The sequence below is a fragment of the Candidatus Profftella armatura (Diaphorina cf. continua) genome, assembly GCF_016593155.1.
In the GTDB taxonomy this organism is placed as follows: domain Bacteria; phylum Pseudomonadota; class Gammaproteobacteria; order Burkholderiales; family Burkholderiaceae; genus Profftella; species Profftella armatura_A.
This window is the reverse complement of the sequence record NZ_AP023215.1, coordinates 385,187-408,131: the sequence shown is the minus strand read 5'-3', so window position 1 is coordinate 408,131 and position 22,945 is coordinate 385,187. Positions and strand designations below refer to the sequence as shown.

16 protein-coding genes, 2 tRNA genes and 1 other RNA gene are annotated in these 22,945 nt (G+C 25.5%); 10 read left to right on the top strand and 9 right to left on the bottom strand.

Annotated features, from left to right (window positions below; all coding sequences use genetic code 11):
• Positions 1 to 10 precede the first annotated feature (10 nt).
• Both rnpB and alaS read right to left on the bottom strand, forming a co-directional pair.
• Positions 11 to 331: RNase P RNA component class A (gene rnpB, locus JIC14_RS01715), an RNA gene on the bottom strand.
• Between the two features lie 105 nt (positions 332 to 436).
• A complete protein-coding gene (gene alaS, locus JIC14_RS01710; protein WP_425305468.1) occupies positions 437 to 3,070 on the bottom strand; it encodes an alanine--tRNA ligase in 2,634 nt (877 codons plus the stop codon).
• 152 nt (positions 3,071 to 3,222) lie between these two features.
• On the opposite strand from alaS, the gene JIC14_RS01705 reads away from it, so the two are divergent.
• The 3 genes from JIC14_RS01705 to gyrB all read left to right on the top strand — a co-directional run bounded on the left by JIC14_RS01705 (position 3,223) and on the right by gyrB (position 7,077).
• Positions 3,223 to 3,304, top strand: a tRNA-Leu gene (locus JIC14_RS01705).
• Positions 3,305 to 3,422: 118 nt separating this feature from the next.
• Complete coding sequence (gene dnaN / locus JIC14_RS01700; RefSeq protein ID WP_201329714.1) at positions 3,423 to 4,535, top strand: DNA polymerase III subunit beta; 1,113 nt, start codon at positions 3,423 to 3,425, stop codon at positions 4,533 to 4,535.
• A gap of 49 nt (positions 4,536 to 4,584) precedes the next feature.
• Positions 4,585 to 7,077 (top strand): DNA topoisomerase (ATP-hydrolyzing) subunit B, encoded by a 2,493-nt coding sequence (gene gyrB / locus JIC14_RS01695; protein WP_201329713.1) that lies wholly within the window; start codon positions 4,585 to 4,587, stop codon positions 7,075 to 7,077.
• Between the two features lie 278 nt (positions 7,078 to 7,355).
• Here the strand turns inward: gyrB and JIC14_RS01690 are convergent, their stop codons facing one another.
• Complete coding sequence (locus JIC14_RS01690; RefSeq protein ID WP_201329712.1) at positions 7,356 to 7,589, bottom strand: hypothetical protein; 234 nt, start codon at positions 7,587 to 7,589, stop codon at positions 7,356 to 7,358.
• A gap of 751 nt (positions 7,590 to 8,340) precedes the next feature.
• On the opposite strand from JIC14_RS01690, the gene groES reads away from it, so the two are divergent.
• Positions 8,341 to 8,631: a co-chaperone GroES gene (groES, locus tag JIC14_RS01685; RefSeq protein WP_201329711.1), complete on the top strand. Its 291-nt coding sequence runs from the start codon at positions 8,341 to 8,343 to the stop codon at positions 8,629 to 8,631.
• A 46-nt stretch (positions 8,632 to 8,677) separates the two neighbouring features.
• Positions 8,678 to 10,348, top strand: coding sequence for a chaperonin GroEL (groL, locus tag JIC14_RS01680; protein ID WP_201329710.1), 1,671 nt, complete (start codon positions 8,678 to 8,680; stop codon positions 10,346 to 10,348).
• A gap of 148 nt (positions 10,349 to 10,496) precedes the next feature.
• Here the strand turns inward: groL and JIC14_RS01675 are convergent.
• Positions 10,497 to 10,569 (bottom strand) — tRNA-Lys (locus JIC14_RS01675).
• A 164-nt stretch (positions 10,570 to 10,733) separates the two neighbouring features.
• Between JIC14_RS01675 and glyA the strand changes: the two genes are divergently transcribed.
• From glyA to tsaD, 4 genes are all read left to right on the top strand, one after another.
• The gene (glyA, locus tag JIC14_RS01670) at positions 10,734 to 11,981 is read left to right on the top strand and encodes a serine hydroxymethyltransferase (protein ID WP_201329709.1); all 1,248 of its coding nucleotides are present in this window, start codon (positions 10,734 to 10,736) and stop codon (positions 11,979 to 11,981) included.
• Between the two features lie 90 nt (positions 11,982 to 12,071).
• Complete coding sequence (gene dnaX, locus JIC14_RS01665) at positions 12,072 to 13,265, top strand: DNA polymerase III subunit gamma/tau (protein ID WP_201329708.1); 1,194 nt, start codon at positions 12,072 to 12,074, stop codon at positions 13,263 to 13,265.
• A 195-nt stretch (positions 13,266 to 13,460) separates the two neighbouring features.
• Entirely contained in the window at positions 13,461 to 13,769 is a 309-nt protein-coding gene (locus tag JIC14_RS01660) for a YbaB/EbfC family nucleoid-associated protein (protein WP_201329707.1), read from the top strand.
• Positions 13,770 to 13,815: 46 nt separating this feature from the next.
• Positions 13,816 to 14,841: a tRNA (adenosine(37)-N6)-threonylcarbamoyltransferase complex transferase subunit TsaD gene (tsaD, locus tag JIC14_RS01655; protein WP_201329706.1), complete on the top strand. Its 1,026-nt coding sequence runs from the start codon at positions 13,816 to 13,818 to the stop codon at positions 14,839 to 14,841.
• Positions 14,842 to 14,852: 11 nt separating this feature from the next.
• Here the strand turns inward: tsaD and mnmE are convergent, their stop codons facing one another.
• From mnmE to rpmH, 4 genes are all read right to left on the bottom strand, one after another.
• Positions 14,853 to 16,274, bottom strand: a complete 1,422-nt coding sequence (gene mnmE, locus JIC14_RS01650; RefSeq protein ID WP_201329705.1) for a tRNA uridine-5-carboxymethylaminomethyl(34) synthesis GTPase MnmE — start codon at positions 16,272 to 16,274, stop codon at positions 14,853 to 14,855.
• Positions 16,275 to 16,328: 54 nt separating this feature from the next.
• Positions 16,329 to 17,954, bottom strand: a complete 1,626-nt coding sequence (gene yidC / locus JIC14_RS01645; RefSeq protein WP_201329704.1) for a membrane protein insertase YidC — start codon at positions 17,952 to 17,954, stop codon at positions 16,329 to 16,331.
• A gap of 152 nt (positions 17,955 to 18,106) precedes the next feature.
• Entirely contained in the window at positions 18,107 to 18,529 is a 423-nt protein-coding gene (gene rnpA, locus JIC14_RS01640) for a ribonuclease P protein component (RefSeq protein WP_236584494.1), read from the bottom strand.
• 45 nt (positions 18,530 to 18,574) lie between these two features.
• Entirely contained in the window at positions 18,575 to 18,709 is a 135-nt protein-coding gene (gene rpmH, locus JIC14_RS01635) for a 50S ribosomal protein L34 (RefSeq protein WP_201329703.1), read from the bottom strand.
• A gap of 162 nt (positions 18,710 to 18,871) precedes the next feature.
• Here rpmH and mnmG point away from each other — a divergent pair, with 162 nt between their 5' ends.
• A complete protein-coding gene (gene mnmG / locus JIC14_RS01630) occupies positions 18,872 to 20,785 on the top strand; it encodes a tRNA uridine-5-carboxymethylaminomethyl(34) synthesis enzyme MnmG (protein WP_201329702.1) in 1,914 nt (637 codons plus the stop codon).
• Between the two features lie 95 nt (positions 20,786 to 20,880).
• On the opposite strand, the gene JIC14_RS01625 is transcribed toward mnmG, so the two are convergent.
• A complete protein-coding gene (locus tag JIC14_RS01625) occupies positions 20,881 to 22,716 on the bottom strand; it encodes an ABC transporter ATP-binding protein (RefSeq protein WP_201329701.1) in 1,836 nt (611 codons plus the stop codon).
• Positions 22,717 to 22,945 lie beyond the last annotated feature (229 nt).

The window sequence follows — 22,945 nt, the reverse complement described above, 5'->3', positions numbered from 1 at the left end:
TCAGTTTTCAAAATGAAGCAAGCTTATAGGCCGGATTTTGTTTTAACAATTTTTGTTATGACAGTCATTCTTCTAGATGTTAAATTACTTTAACACTCAAGCTCCCTACCCGTACGCTCCGCGAGCAACATCAATGCATACTATTTGGAATTGCTCCAGATGGAGGTTACCGCGTTTCACCGTAATTTAAATACGCTCGTCTCTGTGGTCCTATTCCTCGCCTTATGTTTTTCGGCGGACGGCTGTTAGCCGCCATCTTGCTCTGTGGAGTCCGGACCTTCCTCTCGTTATGATTTTTATTCAAATAACCAGCGACTGTCTAGCTTGCTTCTGTATTATTATATAAGATAATTTAGTTATTTCTTAATATAAAATAGAATTTATTTCTATAAATATTTTTTATGAAATTACTTTTTATTTTTATTATTATATATATTTAAATTGTTTTTTTTATCCAATTTATTACATTTTTTGTAATATATTTAAAATTTTTATTTTTATTTCCTATCCCTTGAGCTGTATTTGAATTACCCCCTCCTTTCCCCCCAATTTGTTTTATAATAAAATTAATTAATTCATTAGCCTTTATTTTATTAACTAAATCCGAAGTAACGCTAGCAAATAAATTAATTTTTTTTTCTTTAATAGTAACAAAAAAAAATATAGTATATTTTAATTTATTTTTTAACTCATGTACTATTTTATGTATAGGTAAATTATCAACATTATCTAATGTGGATATTAATACTTTAATACCATTAATATTAATTACATTAGGTAATAAATTTTTAATTTTATTTAACATAAACTGAAATCTAAAATTGTATAATTCGCTTTCAAATAATTTAATATTATTTTTCATATCGATGATATATTTTTTTAGTTCTTCTGGGGGTAATTTTAATTCAATAGTAATTTCATGAAAAATATTACTTAATTTTTGCATTATTAATAATGCTCTATCACCAGTTACTGCTTCAATGCGTCTAATTCCAGAAGAAACTCCATTTTCTGAAACTATTTTAAATAATCCAATATCTCCTGTATATTTAACATGCGTTCCTCCGCATAATTCAATAGATCTTCCAATTGATACAACTCTTACTTTTTTACCATATTTTTTATTAAATAATCTTATTGCCCCAAAATTAATTGCATTATTAAATGACATTAATTTAATTTCTGTAGAAGTATTTTCTAAAATTTCTTTATTTACAATTTTTTCAATTTTTTGAATATTTTGATAATGTATTGGTGTATTGCAATTAAAATCAAAACGAATTTTCTTGGAATTTATAAATGAACCTTTTTGTATTATATCTTCCCCGAAAACTTCACGTAAAGCTCTATTTAATAAATGTGTAGCTGAATGATTTCTAGTAATTTTTTTACGATAAGATATATCGATCGATGCCACAACATTATTATTAATATTTAATACTCCGTATTTTAAAATACCATAATGACAAATAATATTTTTTTTTATTTTTTTCGTGTTATTAACTACAAATAATGCGAAATCATTTTTTATTGTTCCTATATCCCCAGCTTGTCCACCAGATTCAGCATAAAATGGAGTGCTATCTAATATAACTAAAGCTTCTTGATTAATATTTATTGTTTGTACTAAATCAGTGTCAATATATAATCCTATTATTTTAGATGTACAGGTTTCTAATTTATAACCAACAAATTTAGTTTTTTGATCAAGAATATAATAATCATTTAATCTAATATCTTTAAATTTACTACTTAAACGTGCGCTACTACGTTGTTTTTCCATGTTAAGTATAAAATCATTTTTATCTAAATAAACATTATATTCTTTACAAATATCAATAGTTAAATCTATTGGAAAACCATAAGTATCGTAAAGCATAAATGCAATTTTTCCATCTAATTTATTTGGTTTTTTTAATAATATACCTTCTAATATTTTTATACCATATTTTAAAGTTCTTCTGAAACGTTCTTCTTCTTTTCTAAGAATTTCTTCTATTTTAATTATGGATATCTTTAATTCTGGATAAACTATATATGTCTTAAAAATTAAATCTTTAACTAATTTATAAAAAAATATTGAATTTTGACCTAATTTATAACCATGACGAATAGCTCGGCGAATAATTCTTCTTAATACATAACTTCTTCCATCATTTCCTGGAAAAACACCATCAATAATTAAAAAAACACAGGCTCTAATATGATCCGCAATAACCTTCAAAGAATTATTTTTTAAATTATTACAATTAGTTTCACGTGCAGCAGCTTTAATTAATGTTTTAAATAAATCAGTCTCATAATTATTATGAACATTTTGTAATATAGAGGCTAAGCGCTCTAAACCCATTCCAGTATCAACACAATACTTTGGTAATGGTGTTAACTTAATAGATCCAGTTTTTGGATTAATTTCTCGGTTAAATTGCATAAATACATTATTCCATATTTCAATATAACGATCACCAAAATTTTCTTTATTTCCTGGTGGATTTCCATGGAATTCAGGACCACAATCGTAAAATATTTCAGAACAAGGACCACATGGTCCATTATCAGACATTTGCCAAAAATTATCAGATGTATATAATGGTGAATTTTTTTTATCTCCAATACGTATTACGCGTTCTTTTAGTACGCCAATTTTATTGGTCCATATATTATATGTTTCATCGTCTGTTATATATACTGTAATCCATAATTTTTCAATTGATAAACCATAAATTTGAGTTAATAACTCCCAGGCCCATTGAAGAGATTCATATTTAAAATAATCTCCAAATGACCAATTACCTAACATTTGAAAAAATGTATGATGATAATTCGTATATCCCACATTTTCTAAATCATTATGCTTACCCCCGGCGCGAAGACAACGTTGTACTGAAGTAGCACGTAAATAATTACGTTTTTCTATTCCAAGAAATACATCTTTAAATTGCACCATACCAGAATTTGTGAATAATAATGATGAATCATTATCAGGAATTAAACTGGAAGAAGGAACAATAGTATGTCCTTTTGATTTAAAAAAATTTAGAAATTTATTACAGATCTTAATTGATTTCATAATTTGTAAATTAAATATTAAATTAAGCATAAAAGTTATATTATTTATCATAAAATAAAAATTTTATTTATACAAAATTTACTTAATATTTTATTTATATTGTCATTTGCAATTAACCTTGAAAAATAATACAATAAAAAGTTTATAATATAACCGGGATGGCGAAATTGGTAGACGCACGAGACTCAAAATCTCGCACTGAAAAGTGTGCCGGTTCAATTCCGGCTCCCGGTAATTATTGAAAAAACTTAAAAATCAAATCAAAATCATTTTTTAATTAAAAATTTATTAAATAAATATTTTTACTCAATACAATAAATTTACAATAAATAAAAATAAGGAAATTAATGTAATGCAATTAGTGGTAAATACTGAAAAAAATGCAATTTTACATCCATTGCAAATGGTAATTAGCATTGTAGAAAAAAAAAATATACTACCAATATTATCTAATATTTTAGTTTGTAAAAATAATGAAAAAATATCTTTTTTATCCACTAATACAGAAGTACAGATAACTACATATACTACATCTGGTTATGGAAATAGCGTTATTAATATTACGGTAGCAGCTCGTAAATTTATTGATATTTTACGCTCATTACCAGAAAATGAAAAAGTAACTATTTATATAGAAAATAAACACATGTTTATTAAATCCGGGAAATCAAAATTCATACTACAAACACTTGATGCCAAAGAATACCCAATTATGACATTAAATAATCAATATGATTTTGAATTTATATTATCCCAGAAAACACTTAAATGTATTCTAAATATGGTTTATTTCTCAATAGCACAACAAGATATTCGATATTATTTAAATGGTTTATTATTATCTATTCAAAAAAAAAATATTATCGCGGTTTCAAGTGATGGTCATCGTCTAACATATTATCAAGTTAATATAGATAAAAATTTTTTATCACGTTCTGATATTATTATTCCAAGAAAAACTGTATTTACACTACAACGTTTATTAGAAAATAAAGAAAATCCTGTTAAATTAAAAATTTCAAATAATCAAATTAAAATTATATTTTCTAATATTGAAATTATCTCAAAATTAATTAATGGAAAATTTTTGGATTATACATATATTACTAACAATAAATATAAAAAAAGTTTTTTAGTAAATAGGGATAAATTATTACGATCATTACAACGAATTTCCATAATAAGCAATGATAAACTTAAAGGTGTTCGTTTAATGATTAAACATAATTATTTAAAAATAACTGTAAGTAGCTCTAATCAAGAAAAAGCTTCTGAAGAATTAAAAATAAATTATAATGGAAAAGATATGGATGTTGGTTTAAATATTGGTTATTTAATTGATATTCTTAATAATTTAAAAAATGAAAATATTAAAATTTCATTGATGGATTCTCAATCATCTGTATTAATTTCTATACCAGAAGACAATAATTTTCAATATACCTTGATGCCAATGCGTATTTAAATAATCTTATAAAAAATATTAATTTTATAAAGTTCTTATTAAAAAAATTATGTTACTAAAAAATAAAAATTCTCCTGATACACAGGAATCTTCTTATAGTGCATCATCTATTCAAATCCTTGAGGGATTGGAAGCAGTACGAAAACGACCTGAAATGTATATTGGTGATACTTCCGATGGAACCGGTTTACATCATTTAGTTTTTGAGATTTTAGATAACGCTATCGATGAATCACTAGCTGGATATTGTACTAAAATTAATGTTAAAATTCATTTTGATAATTCAATTTCTATTTCCGATAATGGAAGAGGAATTCCAATAGACATTAAAATGGATGATAAACATAAACCAAAACGTAGTGCAGCAGAAATTGTAATGACAGAATTACATGCCGGAGGTAAGTTTAATAAAAATTCTTATAAAATATCCGGAGGATTACATGGAATTGGTCTTTCATGTGTTAATGGATTATCTAAATTTTTAAAATTAACAATAAATAGAGATAAAAAAATACATTATATGGAATTTAGATATGGTGTATTACAAAATAGAATCACTGAAATAATAAATAAATCTATTGTGTCTCCAATAAAAATTATTGGTGATACAAATCAACGAGGAACAAAAATACATTTTTGGGTAGATGAAAAAATTTTTTCAAATATTAACTTTCATTACGAAATTTTAGAAAAAAAAATACGTGAACTTTCATTTCTAAATAATGGTATACGAATAACTTTAATCGATGAACGAATAAACAAAAAGAAAATTTTTGAATTTAAAGGAGGAACTTCTGGTTTTGTTTCGTATATCAATAAATCTAAGTTAGTTATACATCCTACTATATTTCAGGCTATAGGTAATAAAATATCTGAAAAAAAAAATAATATCAATATAGATATATCTATGCAATGGAATAATAGTTACAATGAAAATATACTTTGTTTTACTAATAATATATTACAAGAAGATGGGGGAACTCACTTAACAGGATTACGATCTGGAATAACTCGTGTTATTAATAAATATATAGAAGAAAATGAATTTCTTAAAAAATCTAAAATTGAAATTATCGGAGAGGATATACGTGAAGGACTTACCTGTGTATTATCAATAAAAGTACCTGATCCAAAATTTAGTTCACAAACAAAAAATAAATTAGTTTCCAGTGAAGTAAGAGGTCCAGTAGAAGAAATTGTAATAAAAACACTATTTGATTTTTTACAAGAAAAACCGAGTGAAGCAAAATTAATTTGTGAAAAAATTATTGAAGCCGCACGTTCAAGAGAAGCGGCCCGAAAAACAAGAGAGTTAACTCGAAAAAAAAATTTAATAGATAATATTGAATTATCAACAAAATTAGCTGATTGTCAAGAAAAAAATCCAAAATTATGTGAATTATACATTGTAGAAGGAGATTCCGCGGGAGGATCAGTAAAACAAGGAAGAGATCGAAGATTTCAAGCTGTTCTACCATTACGAGGTAAAGTTTTAAACATTGAAAAAGCTCATTTTGAAAAAATAATTTTATCAGAACAAATTACAACATTAATTTCTACATTAGGAACTGGAATTGAGCAAAATGAATTTAATTTAGAAAAATTACGATATCATCGAATTATTATTATGACTGATGCGGATATTGATGGAGCGCATATTCGAGCTCTTTTATTAACATTTTTTTATAGAAAAATGCCAAAATTGATAGAATATGGATATATATATATCGCGCAACCTCCATTATATAAAATTAAATATGGTCATAATGAATATTATTTAAGAGATGATATTGAGGAAGAAAAATATATGATGAAAATTGCTCTAAAAAATTCTAAATTAATTTCCATTGAAAATGGAAATATTATTAAAGAAAATTCTCTTCTTAAATTAATTCATAAATATAATAAAACTATTAAAATTATTAATCGATTAAAACAAATTGTTGATATCTCTATATTACCGGCTATCATGAGTGATATTATTTTAAATTTAGATACACGAGAAAATGCGGAACAATCTGCGAAAAAAATAATCAAAAAACTTAATAATTCAAATATTGAAATTACTGTTGAATTTGATAATTTAAATAATAAGTATTTACTTAATATTAAAAAAAAGTTTTTTAATAATGAAAATTATATTATTGATATTAATTTTATAAATAATAAAGATTATAGAAAATTAACTGATACTATTGGTATATTTAAAAAAATAATAGGAAAGGGAGTTATTATTCAAAGAGGTATAGGAACAAAAATAAAAACATATACCGCTAATAATTTTTATAAAATAATTACTTATTTAAGAAATGAAGCTGAAAATAGTGTTATGAAGCAACGTTATAAGGGACTCGGGGAAATGAACCCGGAACAATTATGGGAAACTACCATGAATCCCATAATTCGTCACTTATTAAAAGTTAAAATTAAAGACGCAATTTCTGCGGATAAAATTTTTATGACACTAATGGGTAATAGTGTAGAACTCAGACGTAAATTTATAGAATTAAATGCATTACATGCTAAAAATATAGATATATAAAAAATATAAATTCTATAAATGAAAGATAAATGTAATTTAAATTTATGTAATTATTTTAAATTTATATAATTATTTATTAATCCAATTTATGGGATTAATATTTTTAGAAATTAAATATTTATTTGTCAACGAAAAAGGACGACTACTAAAAAAATTCCTTATTTACTAAAAAGGGGGACGGATGTGAAGAAGAAATTATATAAAGTTTACTTTGATCGATATATATTCTTTTCGAAATAGCATAATTACCCCATAAAATAAATAATAAATTTTTATGCTTATTTGATAAACGCTAAATAACACTTCAGTAAAAAATTCCCACCCCTTTTTTGCGTGAAATCTAGCTTTCCTGCGCAAACAGTTAATATGCTAGTAAAAACTTGTTTCGCTAAATCTTTTAAATTAGTTTCAGAGCGTTTAATACCTAGATCATTTTCCATTTTTTTAAAAATATTCTTTAAACTAGGAGGTAAATAATTACTATTATTTGGGACAGAAAAACAATAACTCATAGCGATTCCTGGTGTATTGATAAGGATTCCTGTCCAAGAATAATAATTTTAACATTATAAAAAGTTGTCGTATTAAATGCTCAAAAAATATATTGACTCTCAGGTAAACAAATTTTATTTGAATATTTGTATTGAACAAAATTTTCTAATTTCCTCCAATACGGTTTTTTAAATTCTTTTTGTAAGTTATATCTCTAAGATACTTCTAATTTAAAAGTCATATTTATTATAAATTTTAATTTTTTTTAGATTAACTATTTTTAAAATACTTTATCATCTAGTCGTCACATAGTACATATATATTTAATACTATATATTAACCTATTAAATAAATATTTTTTAAATTAAAATAAATTGATATGATAAATTTAAAAAAATAAAATTAAATAATTTTTAAATAATTGTTCGCAAAAATTGTATTTAAAAGTTAAAAATAAAATTTTTAAAATTTAAAATTATTAATTAATTAGTTTAAAATAAAAATATCTTAGAAACAAAATAAACTAAAAAATTACTTGCTCTTGAAAATTTAATTAAATATCTATATAATTATTAAATGAGCATTACAAAAATTTTTATGATATTTTTTAAATATATAAAAAAAAGATAACTCGTATATATGAGTGTTATTTTATTAGATTATCACATATAATAACTTCATATTTACTTATCACAAACATTGCGATTTGATTATTCATAACATATTGCGATTTGATTATTCATAACATATTGAATTTTAAGGAGTTTTTTTATGGGTCTTCGTCCTTTACACGATCGTGTTATTGTTAAACGTGTCGATCAGGAAACTAAAACCGCTTCTGGTATTGTTTTACCAGAAACTGCCGCAGAAAAACCGGATCAAGGTGAAGTCCTAGCTATTGGTACTGGAAAAATTTTAGAAGACGGTAGAATTCGACCTTTAGCTATTAAAGTTGGTGAGCGTGTTTTATTTGGAAAATATGCTGGTCAATCAGTTAAAGTTGATGGTCAAGAGCTATTAGTGATGCGTGAAGAAGATTTATTTGCAGTTATAGAAGAATAAAAAAAAAGCATCACTTAACTTTAAAATCGTATTCAGGAGAATAATAATGTCAGCAAAACAAGTAATTTTTGGTGATGACGCTCGCGCCAAAATCGTCAATGGAGTTAATATTTTGGCAAATGCAGTCAAAGTTACTTTAGGTCCCAAAGGACGTAATGTTATTCTTGAACGCAGTTTTGGTGCACCAATAGTAACTAAAGACGGTGTTTCGGTTGCAAAGGAAATTGAATTAAAAGATAAGCTAGAAAATATGGGAGCTCAACTTGTTAAAGAAGTTGCTTCTAAAACTTCTGATAATGCAGGGGATGGCACCACAACAGCAACAGTTCTTGCGCAAGCTATTGTAAGAGAAGGATTTAAATATGTGGCCGCAGGTTTTAATCCAACTGATCTAAAGCGTGGTATAGATAAAGCGGTAATTGCTATTGTTTCAGAAATTAAAAAGATATCTAAACCAATTATGACTAATAAAGAAATTGCTCAAGTTGGATCAATTTCAGCTAATGCCGACACTGACATTGGTGATATTATTGCTCGAGCAATGGATAAAGTTGGAAAAGAAGGCGTAATTACTGTAGAAGATGGAAAATCATTAGAAAATGAATTAGATATAGTTGAGGGTATGCAGTTTGATCGAGGTTATTTATCACCATATTTTATTAATAATCAAGAAAAACAAGTTGTCGCATTAGATAATCCTTATATTTTACTTTTTGATAAAAAAATCTCAAATATTAGAGAATTACTTCCAGTTTTAGAGCAAGTTGCTAAAACCAATAAACCACTATTAATTATTGCTGAAGACGTAGAAGGGGAAGCATTAGCAACTTTAGTAGTAAATAATATTCGTGGAATATTAAAAACTGCCGCTGTTAAAGCACCAGGATTCGGTGATCGAAGAAAAGCAATGCTAGAAGATATTGCAATTTTAACTGGTGGCACAGTAATTGCAGAAGAAGTTGGTTTAACTCTAGAAAAAACAACCCTAGAAAACTTGGGGCAAGCAATACGCATAGAAATTGGAAAAGAAAATACTACTATTATTGATGGAAATGGTAAAAAAACCAATATTGAATCACGTTGCGCACAAATTCGCGCCCAAATTGAAGAAGCCACATCAGATTATGATCGCGAAAAACTACAAGAACGTGTCGCTAAATTAGCTGGAGGTGTTGCTCTAATTAAAGTTGGCGCTGCCACAGAAGTAGAAATGAAAGAAAAAAAAGCTCGCGTTGAAGATGCATTACACGCAACTCGCGCGGCCGTTGAAGAAGGTATAGTTCCAGGAGGAGGAGTTGTTTTATTAAGATCTCGATCCGCTATACAGAAATTAAAAGGAGACAATCCTGATCAAGATACAGGAATTAAAATTGTTTTACGTGCTATCGAAGAACCATTACGACAAATTGTATTTAATGCAGGAGGGGAAGCATCTGTTGTAAGCGCTAAAGTATTAGCGGGTTCTGGTAATTATGGTTATAATGCTGCAGATGGTACATATGGCGATTTAGTATCTTTGGGAGTTCTTGATCCAGCTAAAGTTACTCGATCTGCATTACAAAATGCAGCATCTGTCGCGAGCTTAATTTTAACTACTGATGCATTAATTGCGGAAATTTCAGAAGAAAAAACAGTTGGCGGTAATAACAGTGGTATGGATATGAATAGTATGAGTGGTGGTATGGGCGGTATGGGTGGTATGGGTGGAATGATGTAATAATATATAAATTTTATACTAAATATCACAAATATTACCAAATATACAAAATAAAAACCTCGTTAAAACGGGGTTTTTATATATTTATTATATACAGATATTTATGTTTACTTTTTAATTTATATTTTTTATAATTTGTATTTTTGAATAGGCCGTGCAGGATTCGAACCTGCGACCAACGGATTAAAAGTCCGCTGCTCTACCAACTGAGCTAACGACCCAAAAAAAATTATTAATGTCACTATTATAAGTGCGTCTTAAAACAACTGTCAAATTTCATAATTTTCAAAAATAAAAATTTCTTAAATTACATAAAAAATTAAATTTTAATTTTAGGATTAATTATTTATTAAAAATAAATTAATTTATTAATTTAATAAAAATAATGTTTATAAAAAATAAAAATTTATCTCAAGTTGATCCCGATATATGGAAAATTATATTAAAGGAAAAGCAACGCCAAAATAATCATATTGAATTAATTGCCTCTGAAAATTATACATCTTTAGCTATTATGGAGGCACAAGGTACATTATTAACTAATAAATATGCCGAAGGTTATCCTGGTAAACGTTATTATGGTGGATGTAAATTTATTGATTTAATAGAAAAAATAGCAATAAACCGTTTAAAAAAAATTTTTAATTCTGAAGCCGCTAATGTTCAACCACATTCAGGATCACAAGCTAATCAAGCGGTATTTTTTTCCGTTTTAAATCCCGGAGATACGATTATGGGAATGTCATTAAAAGAAGGTGGACATTTAACTCATGGTATGATATTAAATATGTCTGGTAAATGGTTTAATTCTATTTGTTATGGTTTAAATAAAAAAGAAAAAATTGATTATAAAAATGTAGAATATTTAGCTAAAAAAAATAAACCAAAATTAATTATTGCAGGCGCTTCAGCTTACTCACAGTATATTGACTTTGAGCGTTTTTATCATATAGCTAAAAATATTAACGCTTATTTTATGGTGGATATGGCGCATTATTCTGGATTAATTGCTGCTGGAGAATACCCTAATCCTGTTCCATTTGCTGACTTTACAACATCAACTACACACAAATCCTTACGCGGCCCCCGCGGAGGTTTTATTTTAATGAAAAAAAAATATAAAAAAATTATTAATTCAGCAGTATTTCCGGGAATTCAAGGGGGACCTTTAATGCATATTATTGCCGCTAAAGCAGTAGCATTTAAGGAAGTATTAAAGCCTGATTTTAAAATTTATCAAAAACAAGTTGTAAAAAATGCAAAAATATTATCTAAAATTCTAGATCAACGCGGAATGCGTATTGTCTCTGGGGGCACTAAATCACATATTATTTTAGTGGACTTAAGAAATAAAAAAATTACTGGAAAAGTAGCTGAATCCATTCTTGAGTCAGCAAATATAATTTGTAATAAAAATTCTATTCCAAATGACCCAGAAAAACCATACTTCACATCAGGGATTCGATTAGGAAGTTCAGCAATAACTACAAGAGGATTTAGGGAATTAGAAATGATTAAAATTGGAAATTTATGCGCTGATATTTTAGATTACCCTTTTAATCAAGAAAATATTCAAAACGTCAAAAAAGAAATAAAAAAAATAACTAATAAATTTCCGATTTACAAAAATTAATTTATTATTTTTATTCTTTAATAAAAAATACTACACTCTTACAAAATTTTTAAAAATTTATTTTTAAAATATCTATAATTTTATATATATATGTCTTATCAGGTTCTTGCTCGTAAATACCGACCTAGTAATTTTAATACTTTAATTGGACAAAATCACATTGTAAAATCTTTAATAAACGCTTTAGACAAAAAAAGATTACATCATGCGTATTTGTTTACTGGGACTCGAGGAATTGGAAAAACAACAATATCGCGAATTTTAGCAAAATGTTTAAACTGTATCGGAATAGATGGTAATGGAGATATTACTTCTCAACCTTGTGGAAAATGTTCTGTTTGTGTAAAAATAGATAATGGATGTTTTATAGATTATATAGAAATGGATGCCGCCTCTACTAGAGGAATTAATGAAATGGCGCAGTTATTAGAGCAAACAATTTATGCACCAATTAATGCTCGATATAAAATATATGTAATCGACGAAGTGCATATGTTAACTCATCATGCTTTTAATGCAATGCTAAAAACATTAGAAGAACCACCAAAATATATTAAATTTATTTTAGCAACAACTGAACCTCAAAAAATTCCAATTACTGTGCTATCAAGATGTATTCAATTTAATTTAAAAAAAATGTTACATCATGATATTGTTAACAATCTTTGTTATATTCTCAAAAAAGAAAATATTGAATTCGAGATATCTGCTCTAAATTTAATCGCTACCGGAGCACAGGGGTCTATGAGAGATGCATTATCTTTAACTGATCAAGCTATTAATTACTCATCTAAAAAAATTACATTAAATTCTATGCAAGAAATGTTGAGTATTATCGATCAAAAATATTTAATACAAATATTAGATGCACTAGCAGAGCAGGATGGTAATTTGATATTATCTATTGCGAATAAAATAGAAATATATAATTTATCATATAATATTGTTTTAAAAGATCTTAGTTTATTTTTGCATCAAATTTCATTAATACAAATCTCTCCAGAAATATTAATAAAAGATAAACCAAATTACAATGAAATTATTCAGTTATCAAAAAAATTTAATATTGAACAAATACAACTTTTTTATCAAATAAGTATACATGGAAGAAATGAACTAGAATTAGCGCCAGATGAATATGCTGGATTCACTATGACATTATTACGTATGTTAGTTTTTCAATCATTGTATAATCATTTGGATTTTAATAATTTAAAAAATTCAAAAGATACGATAAATGAATCTCTTTTATCTGTATCAAATAAATTTAAAAATATTTCATAAAATTTTTGTAAAAAAACAATACCATCTATATAAATTAATAAAAAAGGAGATTTAATAAATGGAAACTAACAACTTTTCTGAAGAAAATATTTATTCATTCTTAAAAGATTTAATAAATGAATTTGATATTATTTTAATAAAAAAATATATTTAATCTATTATTATAAAAATTTTTTTTAAAATTAATATATAAACATGATAAAAAATAAAATAACAGATTTTATTAGTCAAGCAAAAATTATACAAAATAAAATGAAAAAAGCTCAAGAAAAATTATCTTCTATTGAAGTAGAAGGACAATCTGGGGCTGGTATGGTAAAAGTCTTAATAACTTGTAAAAATTATGTAAAACGAATATTTATTGATTCAAAATTATTAAATGAAGATAAAGATATATTAGAAGATTTAATAGTAACAGCTTTTAATGATGCCATAAAAAAAGCAGAAATAAAATCACAAGCAAAACTATCTAAATTAACAGAAAATTTACCATTTAAATTTTAATTTACTTATATAAAATTAACTATATTAAATTTTTAAAAATTATATTATGATTATATTAGGTATTGAATCTTCTTGCGATGATAGTGGTTTAGCTTTATACGATACTCATATTAAAAATTTACGAAGTCACGTAATATGCTCTCAAAATTTAGTGCATAAAAAATATGGAGGAGTTGTTCCAGAATTAGCTGCTCGCACTCATATTCAAACAATAATCCCATTATTAAAGAAATTACTAAAAAATTCAAATTTAGAATTAAACAAAATTGATATTATTGCATATACTAAAGGACCGGGGTTATCTGGTTCTTTATTAGTAGGCGCATCGATAGCTTGCAGTATAGCTTTATCAATTAATAAACCAGTAATTGGTATTCATCATCTAGAAGGACATTTACTATCTCCCTTTTTATCAAATAATTCTCTTACATTTCCTTTTATTGCGCTTCTTGTTTCCGGAGGACACACACAATTAATAAAAGTTAATAGTATGGGTAATTATTTTTTATTAGGTGAGACGTTAGATGATGCTGCTGGAGAAACTTTTGATAAAATCGCTAAAATGTTAGATTTAGGATATCCTGGTGGTCCAAAAATTTCATTAATTTCTGAGTTTGGTGATCCTAATATTTATAAATTTCCTAGACCAATGTTATATACAAATGATTTTAATTTTAGTTTTTCTGGGCTAAAAACTTCTGTTTTAAATGTAATTAAAAATATTAAATTAGACCTTTTAAAACAAGAAAAAGCAAACATTGCAAGAGGATTCTTAGACGCTATTATCGATGTTTTAACATCTAAATGTATAGCGGCTTTAAAAAATACAGGATTTAATAAATTAGTAGTTGTTGGTGGAGTTGGAGCAAATAAACAATTAAGAAAAAAATTAAATATATTAAAAAAAAAATATAACTATACAGTTTTTTATCCTAAAAAAGAATTTTGCACAGATAATGGTGCAATGATTGCATTTGCCGGAGCAATGCGTATAGAAAATAATTCTAATTTAGAATTAAATTATGAATTTAATATAAAACCACAATGGAAAATTAATCAAATAAAAATATAAACTTTTTAGAATTATTTTCCAATACAAAATTGTGAAAATATATTATCTAATAAATCATTTGTTATAGATTTACCAATAATACTACTTAATTTTTCATGACAAAACCGTAAATCCTCAGCAATTAACTCTAAATTTTTTTCAAAATTTTTTTCTGATTGATTCGTAATTTTTATTGCACAAGATAAATAATAATTAGCCTCACTAAGAGTGCGTATATGACGTTCACGTGCTAAATAAGGAGATGACTCAATTGTTTGATAAAATTTTTCAATTATATTCAATAAAGTATTACGTAATAAATCAATTCCAACACCTTTACTTGCCGATAAATAAATATTAGCTATTTTATTTTTATAATTAATATTTTTTTTATGTCCAGAATAATCAATTTTATTCCAAACATAAATTACTGGAATATTAATCGGAAAATTTTTTATTATTTTTTTATCAAAATTAGTGTGCTCATTATAACGCGCATCTTGTACATAAATAATAATATCAGAATTTTTTAACTCAACCCAAGTACGTTCAATACCAATTTTTTCAACCTCATCAATATTTTTTTTTATTTTATTATTCACATCAGAAATACCTGCGGTATCAATAATTTTTAATAAAATTTCATTAATTTGAATAGTTTCGGTAACTTTATCTCGTGTAGTTCCAGCAATAGAAGTTACAATTGCAATATCAGAACCAACTAAAGCATTAAATAATGAAGATTTTCCAACATTTGGTTGTCCAATTAAAACCACATTAAGTCCATCACGAATTAAAGCCCCTTTTTTACCTTGTTGTATTATTTTTAATAATTTTTTTTTAATTTGAATTAATTTATTAAAAATATCAGTTTTATTTAAAATAAATTCCTGATTCTCTTCTGGAAAATCAAAAGAAAATTCAATTAAAGTACGTAAATTAATTAATTTTTCTAACAATATATTAATTAATTGAGAAAATCTTCCAGACAAAGAAATCATTGCTGATTTAGCTGCAGCTTCTGTAGAGGCATTAATTAAATCAATTATTGCTTCTACTTGTGTTAAATCTAATTTATTATTCAAAAAAGCTCTTTTAGTAAATTCACCGGGCATAGCTAATCTTAAACCAATGCTCTTACCTATTTCTAAACAAGAAGACAATAACATACGCAATATAATTGGTCCACCATGTCCATGTAATTCTATTACATCCTCTCCTGTATAAGAATGTGGAGCTTTAAAATAAATAACTAAACCTTGATCAAGAATATTATTATTTTTACAAAAAAAAGATGAATAAGTAGCATAACGTGGTTTTAATTGTTTTTGTGTTTTTTTACAAACTATCTCAACAATTGACCAAAGATTTTTTCCAGATAAACGAATAATACCCACCCCTCCTCTTCCGGGAGGAGTGGCGATTCCAATAATTGGGGAATTTTTTATTAACATTTTATACTTTATTTTCTTAAAAATTTTTTAATAAAATTTAATATAAAAATTACATTAATTTCTATTTATTATCCATTGCTGGATAATTGTTAAGGTATTATTAATAAGCCAATATAACACTAAACCAGATGGAAAAAAGAAAAAAACTATTGAAAAAATAATTGGAACAAATTTTGAGATTATATTTTGTATTGGATTTAATGACTGTGAATTAAAGTGATTTTGTATCATCATAGAAATCATCATAAATAGTGGTAAAATATAAAATTTATCCGGAGAGGATAAATCATGTATCCAACCTAACCATGGAGCATTCCGTATTTCAATGCTATTTAATAGTACTGAATATAAAGAAATAAAAATAGGAACTTGAATTATCACCGGAAAAATACTACTAAAAGGATTTATTTTCTCTTTTTTATATAAATAAACTATTTCCTCATTAGCTTTTTTTATGTTTTTTTTATGACGATCACGTATTTCTTGTATTTTTGGTGATAATAATTTCATTTTAAGCATATTTTTATAACTTACCGCTGATAATGGAAAAAATATTAATTTTATCAATATAGTTAAAAAAATAATAGACCATCCCCAATTATTAAAAATTGTATGAATATATACCATTAACTTAAAAACTAGTTTAGAAAAAATAGTTAACCAGCCATAATCTTTTACTAAATCTAAATTAGGATCAGTTTTTAATAACATGTCGGATATTTGCGGTCCAGAATATAAATAAGATTTAATATTAACTTTAGAATTAGGAGAAATTTTATTTATTTCTAATATAGAATTAATTTTATAAAGATTATTAGATATTTTTTTAATAAATACTTCACGCTTCATTCCATTAGGAGGGATAATTGCTGAAACAAAATAATGTTGCACTATTGCAATCCAGCCATCATGAGATTGATTTAAATATAATCTTTTGGAATCTTCAATATCTTTAAATGCTATTTTTTTAAATTTATCAATATTATTATATGCAGCTAAACCAGTAAAAGTACGACAAAAATATGATTCTCCATCTGGAATATTACCATCACGAATCAATTCCATTTGTAATAATGGTATAACTGATTTATTACTATAATTAGTAATAGTATGTATTATATCAATTTTATAATCACCACGTCTAAAAATATAGGTTTTTGTTAATTTAATATCATTTTTTTTTGATTCAAGAATTAATTTTATACAATCATCATTACCTAATGTACGTTTTCCTGGTAAAGCAATAAATTCTGAATTAGAATTAGGTAATTCTTTATTCAATAAACTAGATTTAGCTAAATAAATATTATTTGATGTGCAATTAAATAATTTAAAATTATTTATAGAATTATTTGAGTCCTTATATTTCAATAATTCTAATTTTCTCAAAGTTCCACCTATAGTATCAATATCAGCTTTAATAATATCAGTAGTAATTGTAATAATTTTTCTTTTTACATTACAATTTTTTTTTATAAATTTTTTTTCTGAAAATATTTTTTGTTTTTTATTATGAATAATAGAGGATTTTTTAATATCGTATTTATTTAATAAAGTTGTTTTTTTTATTATATTTTGAAAAAAAAAAGATTTATTATTATTAAAATTTATCCAACTATTAAAAATCATTAATAAAGAAAAAAAAAATATAATCCATAAAATAATACGTTTAACGTCCATTAATTAATACACTTATATGAATGAATTATAATGAATTATTTATTAGAAATATACAATAAAAATATTTTTATAAATATAAATAAAATACTTTAAATTATAATAATATTATATTTCTTTAATAGAAAAAATTGTAATAATATTTTATTATTAAATTAATTTTTAATTATATAATTAAAATTTAAAGTAATTTTATTAATTAAATCATTAATTTTCAATAATTCTCGTAATTCAGATCTTAACAAATATTTTAACATAGTAGTAGTAGCGGGGTCACTTTTAATATTTATTGGTTTATATAAACGAACAACACAATCAATATAAGGAAAAAAAAAACTATGTCTAAATAATTCTCGAGCAATCCTTTTAATAGTACTACGAGTAACAGAACGCGGAACAAATCGTTTCGCAACTATAATTCCAAAACGATTTTTTCTAGATTGATTAGACCGTATATACAAAGAAAAATGTGAAGTTTTATTAATTGGACGTAAACGTAATATAGCAGAAAAATCTTTTTTTTTAATAATTCTTTTTTCTCTTTCGTAAGAATTGGAAAAATTTTTAGAATTTATCAATTTAAATAATTTATAAAATTTTACAAAACATATTTTGTTATATTTTTATATCGTTAATCTTTTTCGACCCTTACGTCTACGTGAATTAATAATAATACGACCAGTACGAGTTGTAATTCGTGAACGAAATCCATGTGTACGTTTACGGCATATAATAGAAGGTTGATAAGTGCGTTTCATTGAAAAATCCAATTTTATAAATTTTAAAATTTGTAAAATATATATTTTATTCTATTATATATTTTTTTTAAAAATATTTTATAATTAATAAATATTCTATATACAAGAATAAAATATTCTTGTAAAAAAATAAAATTTTTAAAATTAAATTTATTTATTTTTATGTTATTTAAATCAAAATTCGATGTAATTGTTGTTGGCGGAGGACACGCGGGGACGGAAGCTGCTCTTGTTTCCGCGCGTATGGGTCAAAAAACTTTATTGTTATCTCATAATATTGATACAATAGGACAAATGTCTTGTAATCCATCAATTGGTGGAATAGGTAAAAGTCATTTAGTTAAAGAGATAGATGCCATGGGAGGAATAATGGCAATTGCGACTGATAAATCAGGAATTCAATTTCGGATTTTAAATTCGTCAAAAGGAGCCGCAGTAAGATCAACTCGCGCACAAGTAGATAGAACTTTATATAAACAAGCTATACGCTTTTATTTAGAGAACCAATCAAATCTTTATTTATTTCAAGAAGAGGTTGATGACTTAATAATTAAAGTAAATAAAATTTTGGGTGTTATTACTAAAATTGGTATAAAATTTTTTAGCAAAACAGTAATTTTAACTACCGGTACATTTCTTAATGGAAAAATTCATATTGGTTTAAAAAGTTATTCTGCCGGTCGTTTTGGAGATTTTTCAGCCACTTCATTAGCAAAACGCTTAAAAGAACTACAATTATCTCAAGGTCGATTAAAAACTGGTACACCGCCCCGAATTGATAAACGAACTATTGATTTTTCAAAAATGGAAAAACAAATAGGGGACTCTAACCCCGTTCCAATATTTTCTGTACTTGGAAATATTAAATTACATCCAAAACAATTATTATGTTTTATTACTCATACTAATGAAAAAACACATGATATTATTCGCTCTGAATTTAAAAATAGCCCAATTTTTTCAGGAAAAATAGAAGCAATTGGTCCGCGTTATTGTCCGTCTATTGAAGATAAAATATATCGTTTTCCACAAAAAAAATCTCATCATATATTTTTAGAACCAGAAGGTCTTATTATTAATGAATATTACCCAAATGGAATCTCAACTAGTCTTCCTTTTTATACTCAAATAGAATTAGTGCAATCAATAGATGGAATGAAAAATGCTAATATTCTACGACCAGGATATGCAATAGAATATGATTATTTTGATCCATGTAATTTAAAATCATCACTAGAAACTAAACAAATTCATGGTTTATTTTTTGCTGGACAAATAAATGGTACTACTGGATATGAAGAAGCGGCATCTCAAGGTCTATTAGCGGGATTAAATGCGGCTTTATTTGCTCAAGAACGTGAACCCTGGACACCTAGTCGTGATCAAGCATATTTAGGTGTATTAGTTGATGATTTAATTACTAAGGGCATTCAAGAACCTTATCGTATGTTTACTAGCCGAGCAGAATATCGCCTAAATTTACGAGAAGATAATGCGGATTTACGTCTTACGGAAATAGGTTGGAAACTAGGATGCGTTAGTTATAAACAATGGAAAATATTTGAAAAAAAAAGGGAAATAATTACAAAAGAATTACAGCGCTTAAAAGACACATGGATTAATCCTAATATCCTTGATACAGGAGAATCTGAACGTGTATTAGGAAAAAAAATAAAACACGAATATTCTTTATCTAATTTATTAACTTGGCCTAATATTAATTATAATACATTAATATCATTAAAAGGAATTGATGGTAAAAATTTATATAACACAGAAATTTATCAAGAAGATATCAAAAAACAACTTAAAATACAATTACAATATGAGGGTTATATTCTTCGCCAAATGAATGAAGTAGAAAAAAATAAAATTAATGAAAATTTAAAATTACCATATAATTTAGATTATATGCAAATACAATCTTTATCAATGGAGGTTCGTCAAAAATTAAATAAATATAAACCAGAGACTATTGGACAGGCATCGAGAATCTCTGGAATAACACCGGCCGCATTAACATTATTATTAATTTATTTAAAAAGTGGTTTTTTAAAAAATTTTATAAAAAAATAAAAATGTAATTTATTTTACTGAAATAATTAAAAATAAAAATATGTTATTTTTATAAAAAGCATCTTTATTTCATATCAAAAATTTTATATTAAATTTTAAAATTTTTTATTTTTTTTTATAAAATTTTTATTTTGATGCTCCCATAAACGAGCATATAAACCATTATTTTTTAATAAATCTAAATGCGACCCTTCTTCTACCACGCGCCCATTATCTAATACTATTAATCTATCCATTGCAGAAATAGTGGATAATCTATGAGCTATAGCGATTACTGTTTTTCCTTTCATTAAATTATATAAACTTTTTTGAATAGCAATTTCTACCTCTGAATCAAGGGCGCTAGTAGCCTCATCTAGTAATAAAATTGGTGCATTTTTTAATATCACGCGAGCAATTGAAATTCTTTGACGTTGTCCTCCAGATAATTTAATACCATGCTCCCCTACATGAGCATCATAACCTTTTCGTCCATGTGAATCAGTTAAAGATTTAATAAAAATATCAGCTTCCGCGCATGCTGCTGCATCAAATAGTTCACACTCACTAGCATCTGGACGACCATATAAAATATTATCCCGTATAGAGCGATGCAATAATGAAGTATCTTGTGTTACCACTCCTATTTGTTCTCGTAAACTTTCTTGTGATACATATGCAATATTTTGCCCATCAATTAAAATTTTTCCATGTGTCAGATCATAAAAGCGCAATAAAAGATTATTAATAGTTGATTTTCCAGCTCCAGATCGACCTACTAATCCAATTTTTTCTCCAGGCCGAATATTTAAAGATAAATTATTTATTATTAAATGCTTTTTATCATAAGAAAAGCTTACATTTTTAAATAAAATATTTCCACTAGTGACTACCAATCGTTTTGCATTATAATGATCTATTATTCTATATCTTTTTGAGAGCATATTCATTCCGTCTTGTATTGTTCCAATGTTTTCAAAAAGAGCTGCTATTTCCCACATAACCCAATGTGATATACTATTTAAACGAAGTGACATTGCGGTTGCTGCGGCAACTGCACCAATACCTAAAGTACCTTTTGTCCATAAAAATAACGCGCATCCTGCTGTACTAATAATTAATAACATCGCTAATAAATGGTTTATAATTTCAAAACTACTAATTAAACGCATTTGTTGGTATATTTTTTTTAAAAAATCAATCATGGCAAATCGCGCATAATTAGCCTCGCGCCCAGCGTGAGAAAATAATTTCACGGTCATTATATTAGCATAAGCATCAGTAATGCGACCTGTCATTAAAGAACGTGCGGTAGCTTGTGATTCTGCTGTTTTATTTAAACGGGGTATAAAATATATTAATATACAAATATAAGCACCAATCCATATAAAAAATGGAAATAACATACAAATATTAAATGTTCCTATTACTGTTATTATAGTAACAATATATATCGTTATAAAAACTAAAATATCACCTATAATAACAAATATATCTCTTATAGCTATAGAAGTTTGCATTACTTTTGTTGCAATTCTTCCAGCAAATTCTTCTTGAAAAAAATTTATACTTTGATTTAATATAAGTCTATGAAAATTCCATCTCAATAACATTGGAAGATTTCCAGATAATACTTGGCGCTTAAATAATGTCTGTAAACCAACAAAAACCGTACTACTAAGTAGTATAAATCCTAATAATAATATATAACTACTATAATTTTTCCAAAGAAGTGATGATTCTATATTACTTAATAAATCTATAATTCTTCCCATGGCAGCAAATAATAATGCTTCAAATGCACCAGTTAAAGTAGTAAAAAAAATTACTAATAAAATATATTTACGTACACCATATATACATTTAAAAATAAATGATATTAATTTATATGGTAAAGACTTCATTAATGTATTTGGAAAGGGATATAATATTTTTTCGAATATTCGATACATTTTATAAACTCCATTATAATCTTATAAAATCCATTTTATATACAAAATTTATTTCTATTTATAATAATTTTTTAAAAATAAATTTTTTAGTATTTTTATTTTGGTATTATTTTTAATTTCTATTAAGACAATATTTTATTATATTTTAAAATTTATGTTAAAATAATTTCGTTAAAATTTTTTAAAAATATTTAAATTATTAAACTAAAGAAATAAAATATTTTAGATT

Coding starts and splice junctions, on each gene's coding strand:
- mnmE (WP_201329705.1), bottom strand. CDS start 16,274: ATGTTAATAAAAAATTCCCCAATTATTGGAATCGCCACTCCTCCCGGA.
- glyA (WP_201329709.1), top strand. CDS start 10,734: ATGTTTATAAAAAATAAAAATTTATCTCAAGTTGATCCCGATATATGG.
- tsaD (WP_201329706.1), top strand. CDS start 13,816: ATGATTATATTAGGTATTGAATCTTCTTGCGATGATAGTGGTTTAGCT.
- alaS (WP_425305468.1), bottom strand. CDS start 3,070: ATGAAATCAATTAAGATCTGTAATAAATTTCTAAATTTTTTTAAATCA.
- dnaN (WP_201329714.1), top strand. CDS start 3,423: ATGCAATTAGTGGTAAATACTGAAAAAAATGCAATTTTACATCCATTG.
- dnaX (WP_201329708.1), top strand. CDS start 12,072: ATGTCTTATCAGGTTCTTGCTCGTAAATACCGACCTAGTAATTTTAAT.
- mnmG (WP_201329702.1), top strand. CDS start 18,872: ATGTTATTTAAATCAAAATTCGATGTAATTGTTGTTGGCGGAGGACAC.
- rpmH (WP_201329703.1), bottom strand. CDS start 18,709: ATGAAACGCACTTATCAACCTTCTATTATATGCCGTAAACGTACACAT.
- gyrB (WP_201329713.1), top strand. CDS start 4,585: ATGTTACTAAAAAATAAAAATTCTCCTGATACACAGGAATCTTCTTAT.
- groL (WP_201329710.1), top strand. CDS start 8,678: ATGTCAGCAAAACAAGTAATTTTTGGTGATGACGCTCGCGCCAAAATC.
- JIC14_RS01690 (WP_201329712.1), bottom strand. CDS start 7,589: ATGAGTTATTGTTTTTCTGTCCCAAATAATAGTAATTATTTACCTCCT.
- JIC14_RS01660 (WP_201329707.1), top strand. CDS start 13,461: ATGATAAAAAATAAAATAACAGATTTTATTAGTCAAGCAAAAATTATA.
- JIC14_RS01625 (WP_201329701.1), bottom strand. CDS start 22,716: ATGTATCGAATATTCGAAAAAATATTATATCCCTTTCCAAATACATTA.
- groES (WP_201329711.1), top strand. CDS start 8,341: ATGGGTCTTCGTCCTTTACACGATCGTGTTATTGTTAAACGTGTCGAT.
- yidC (WP_201329704.1), bottom strand. CDS start 17,954: ATGGACGTTAAACGTATTATTTTATGGATTATATTTTTTTTTTCTTTA.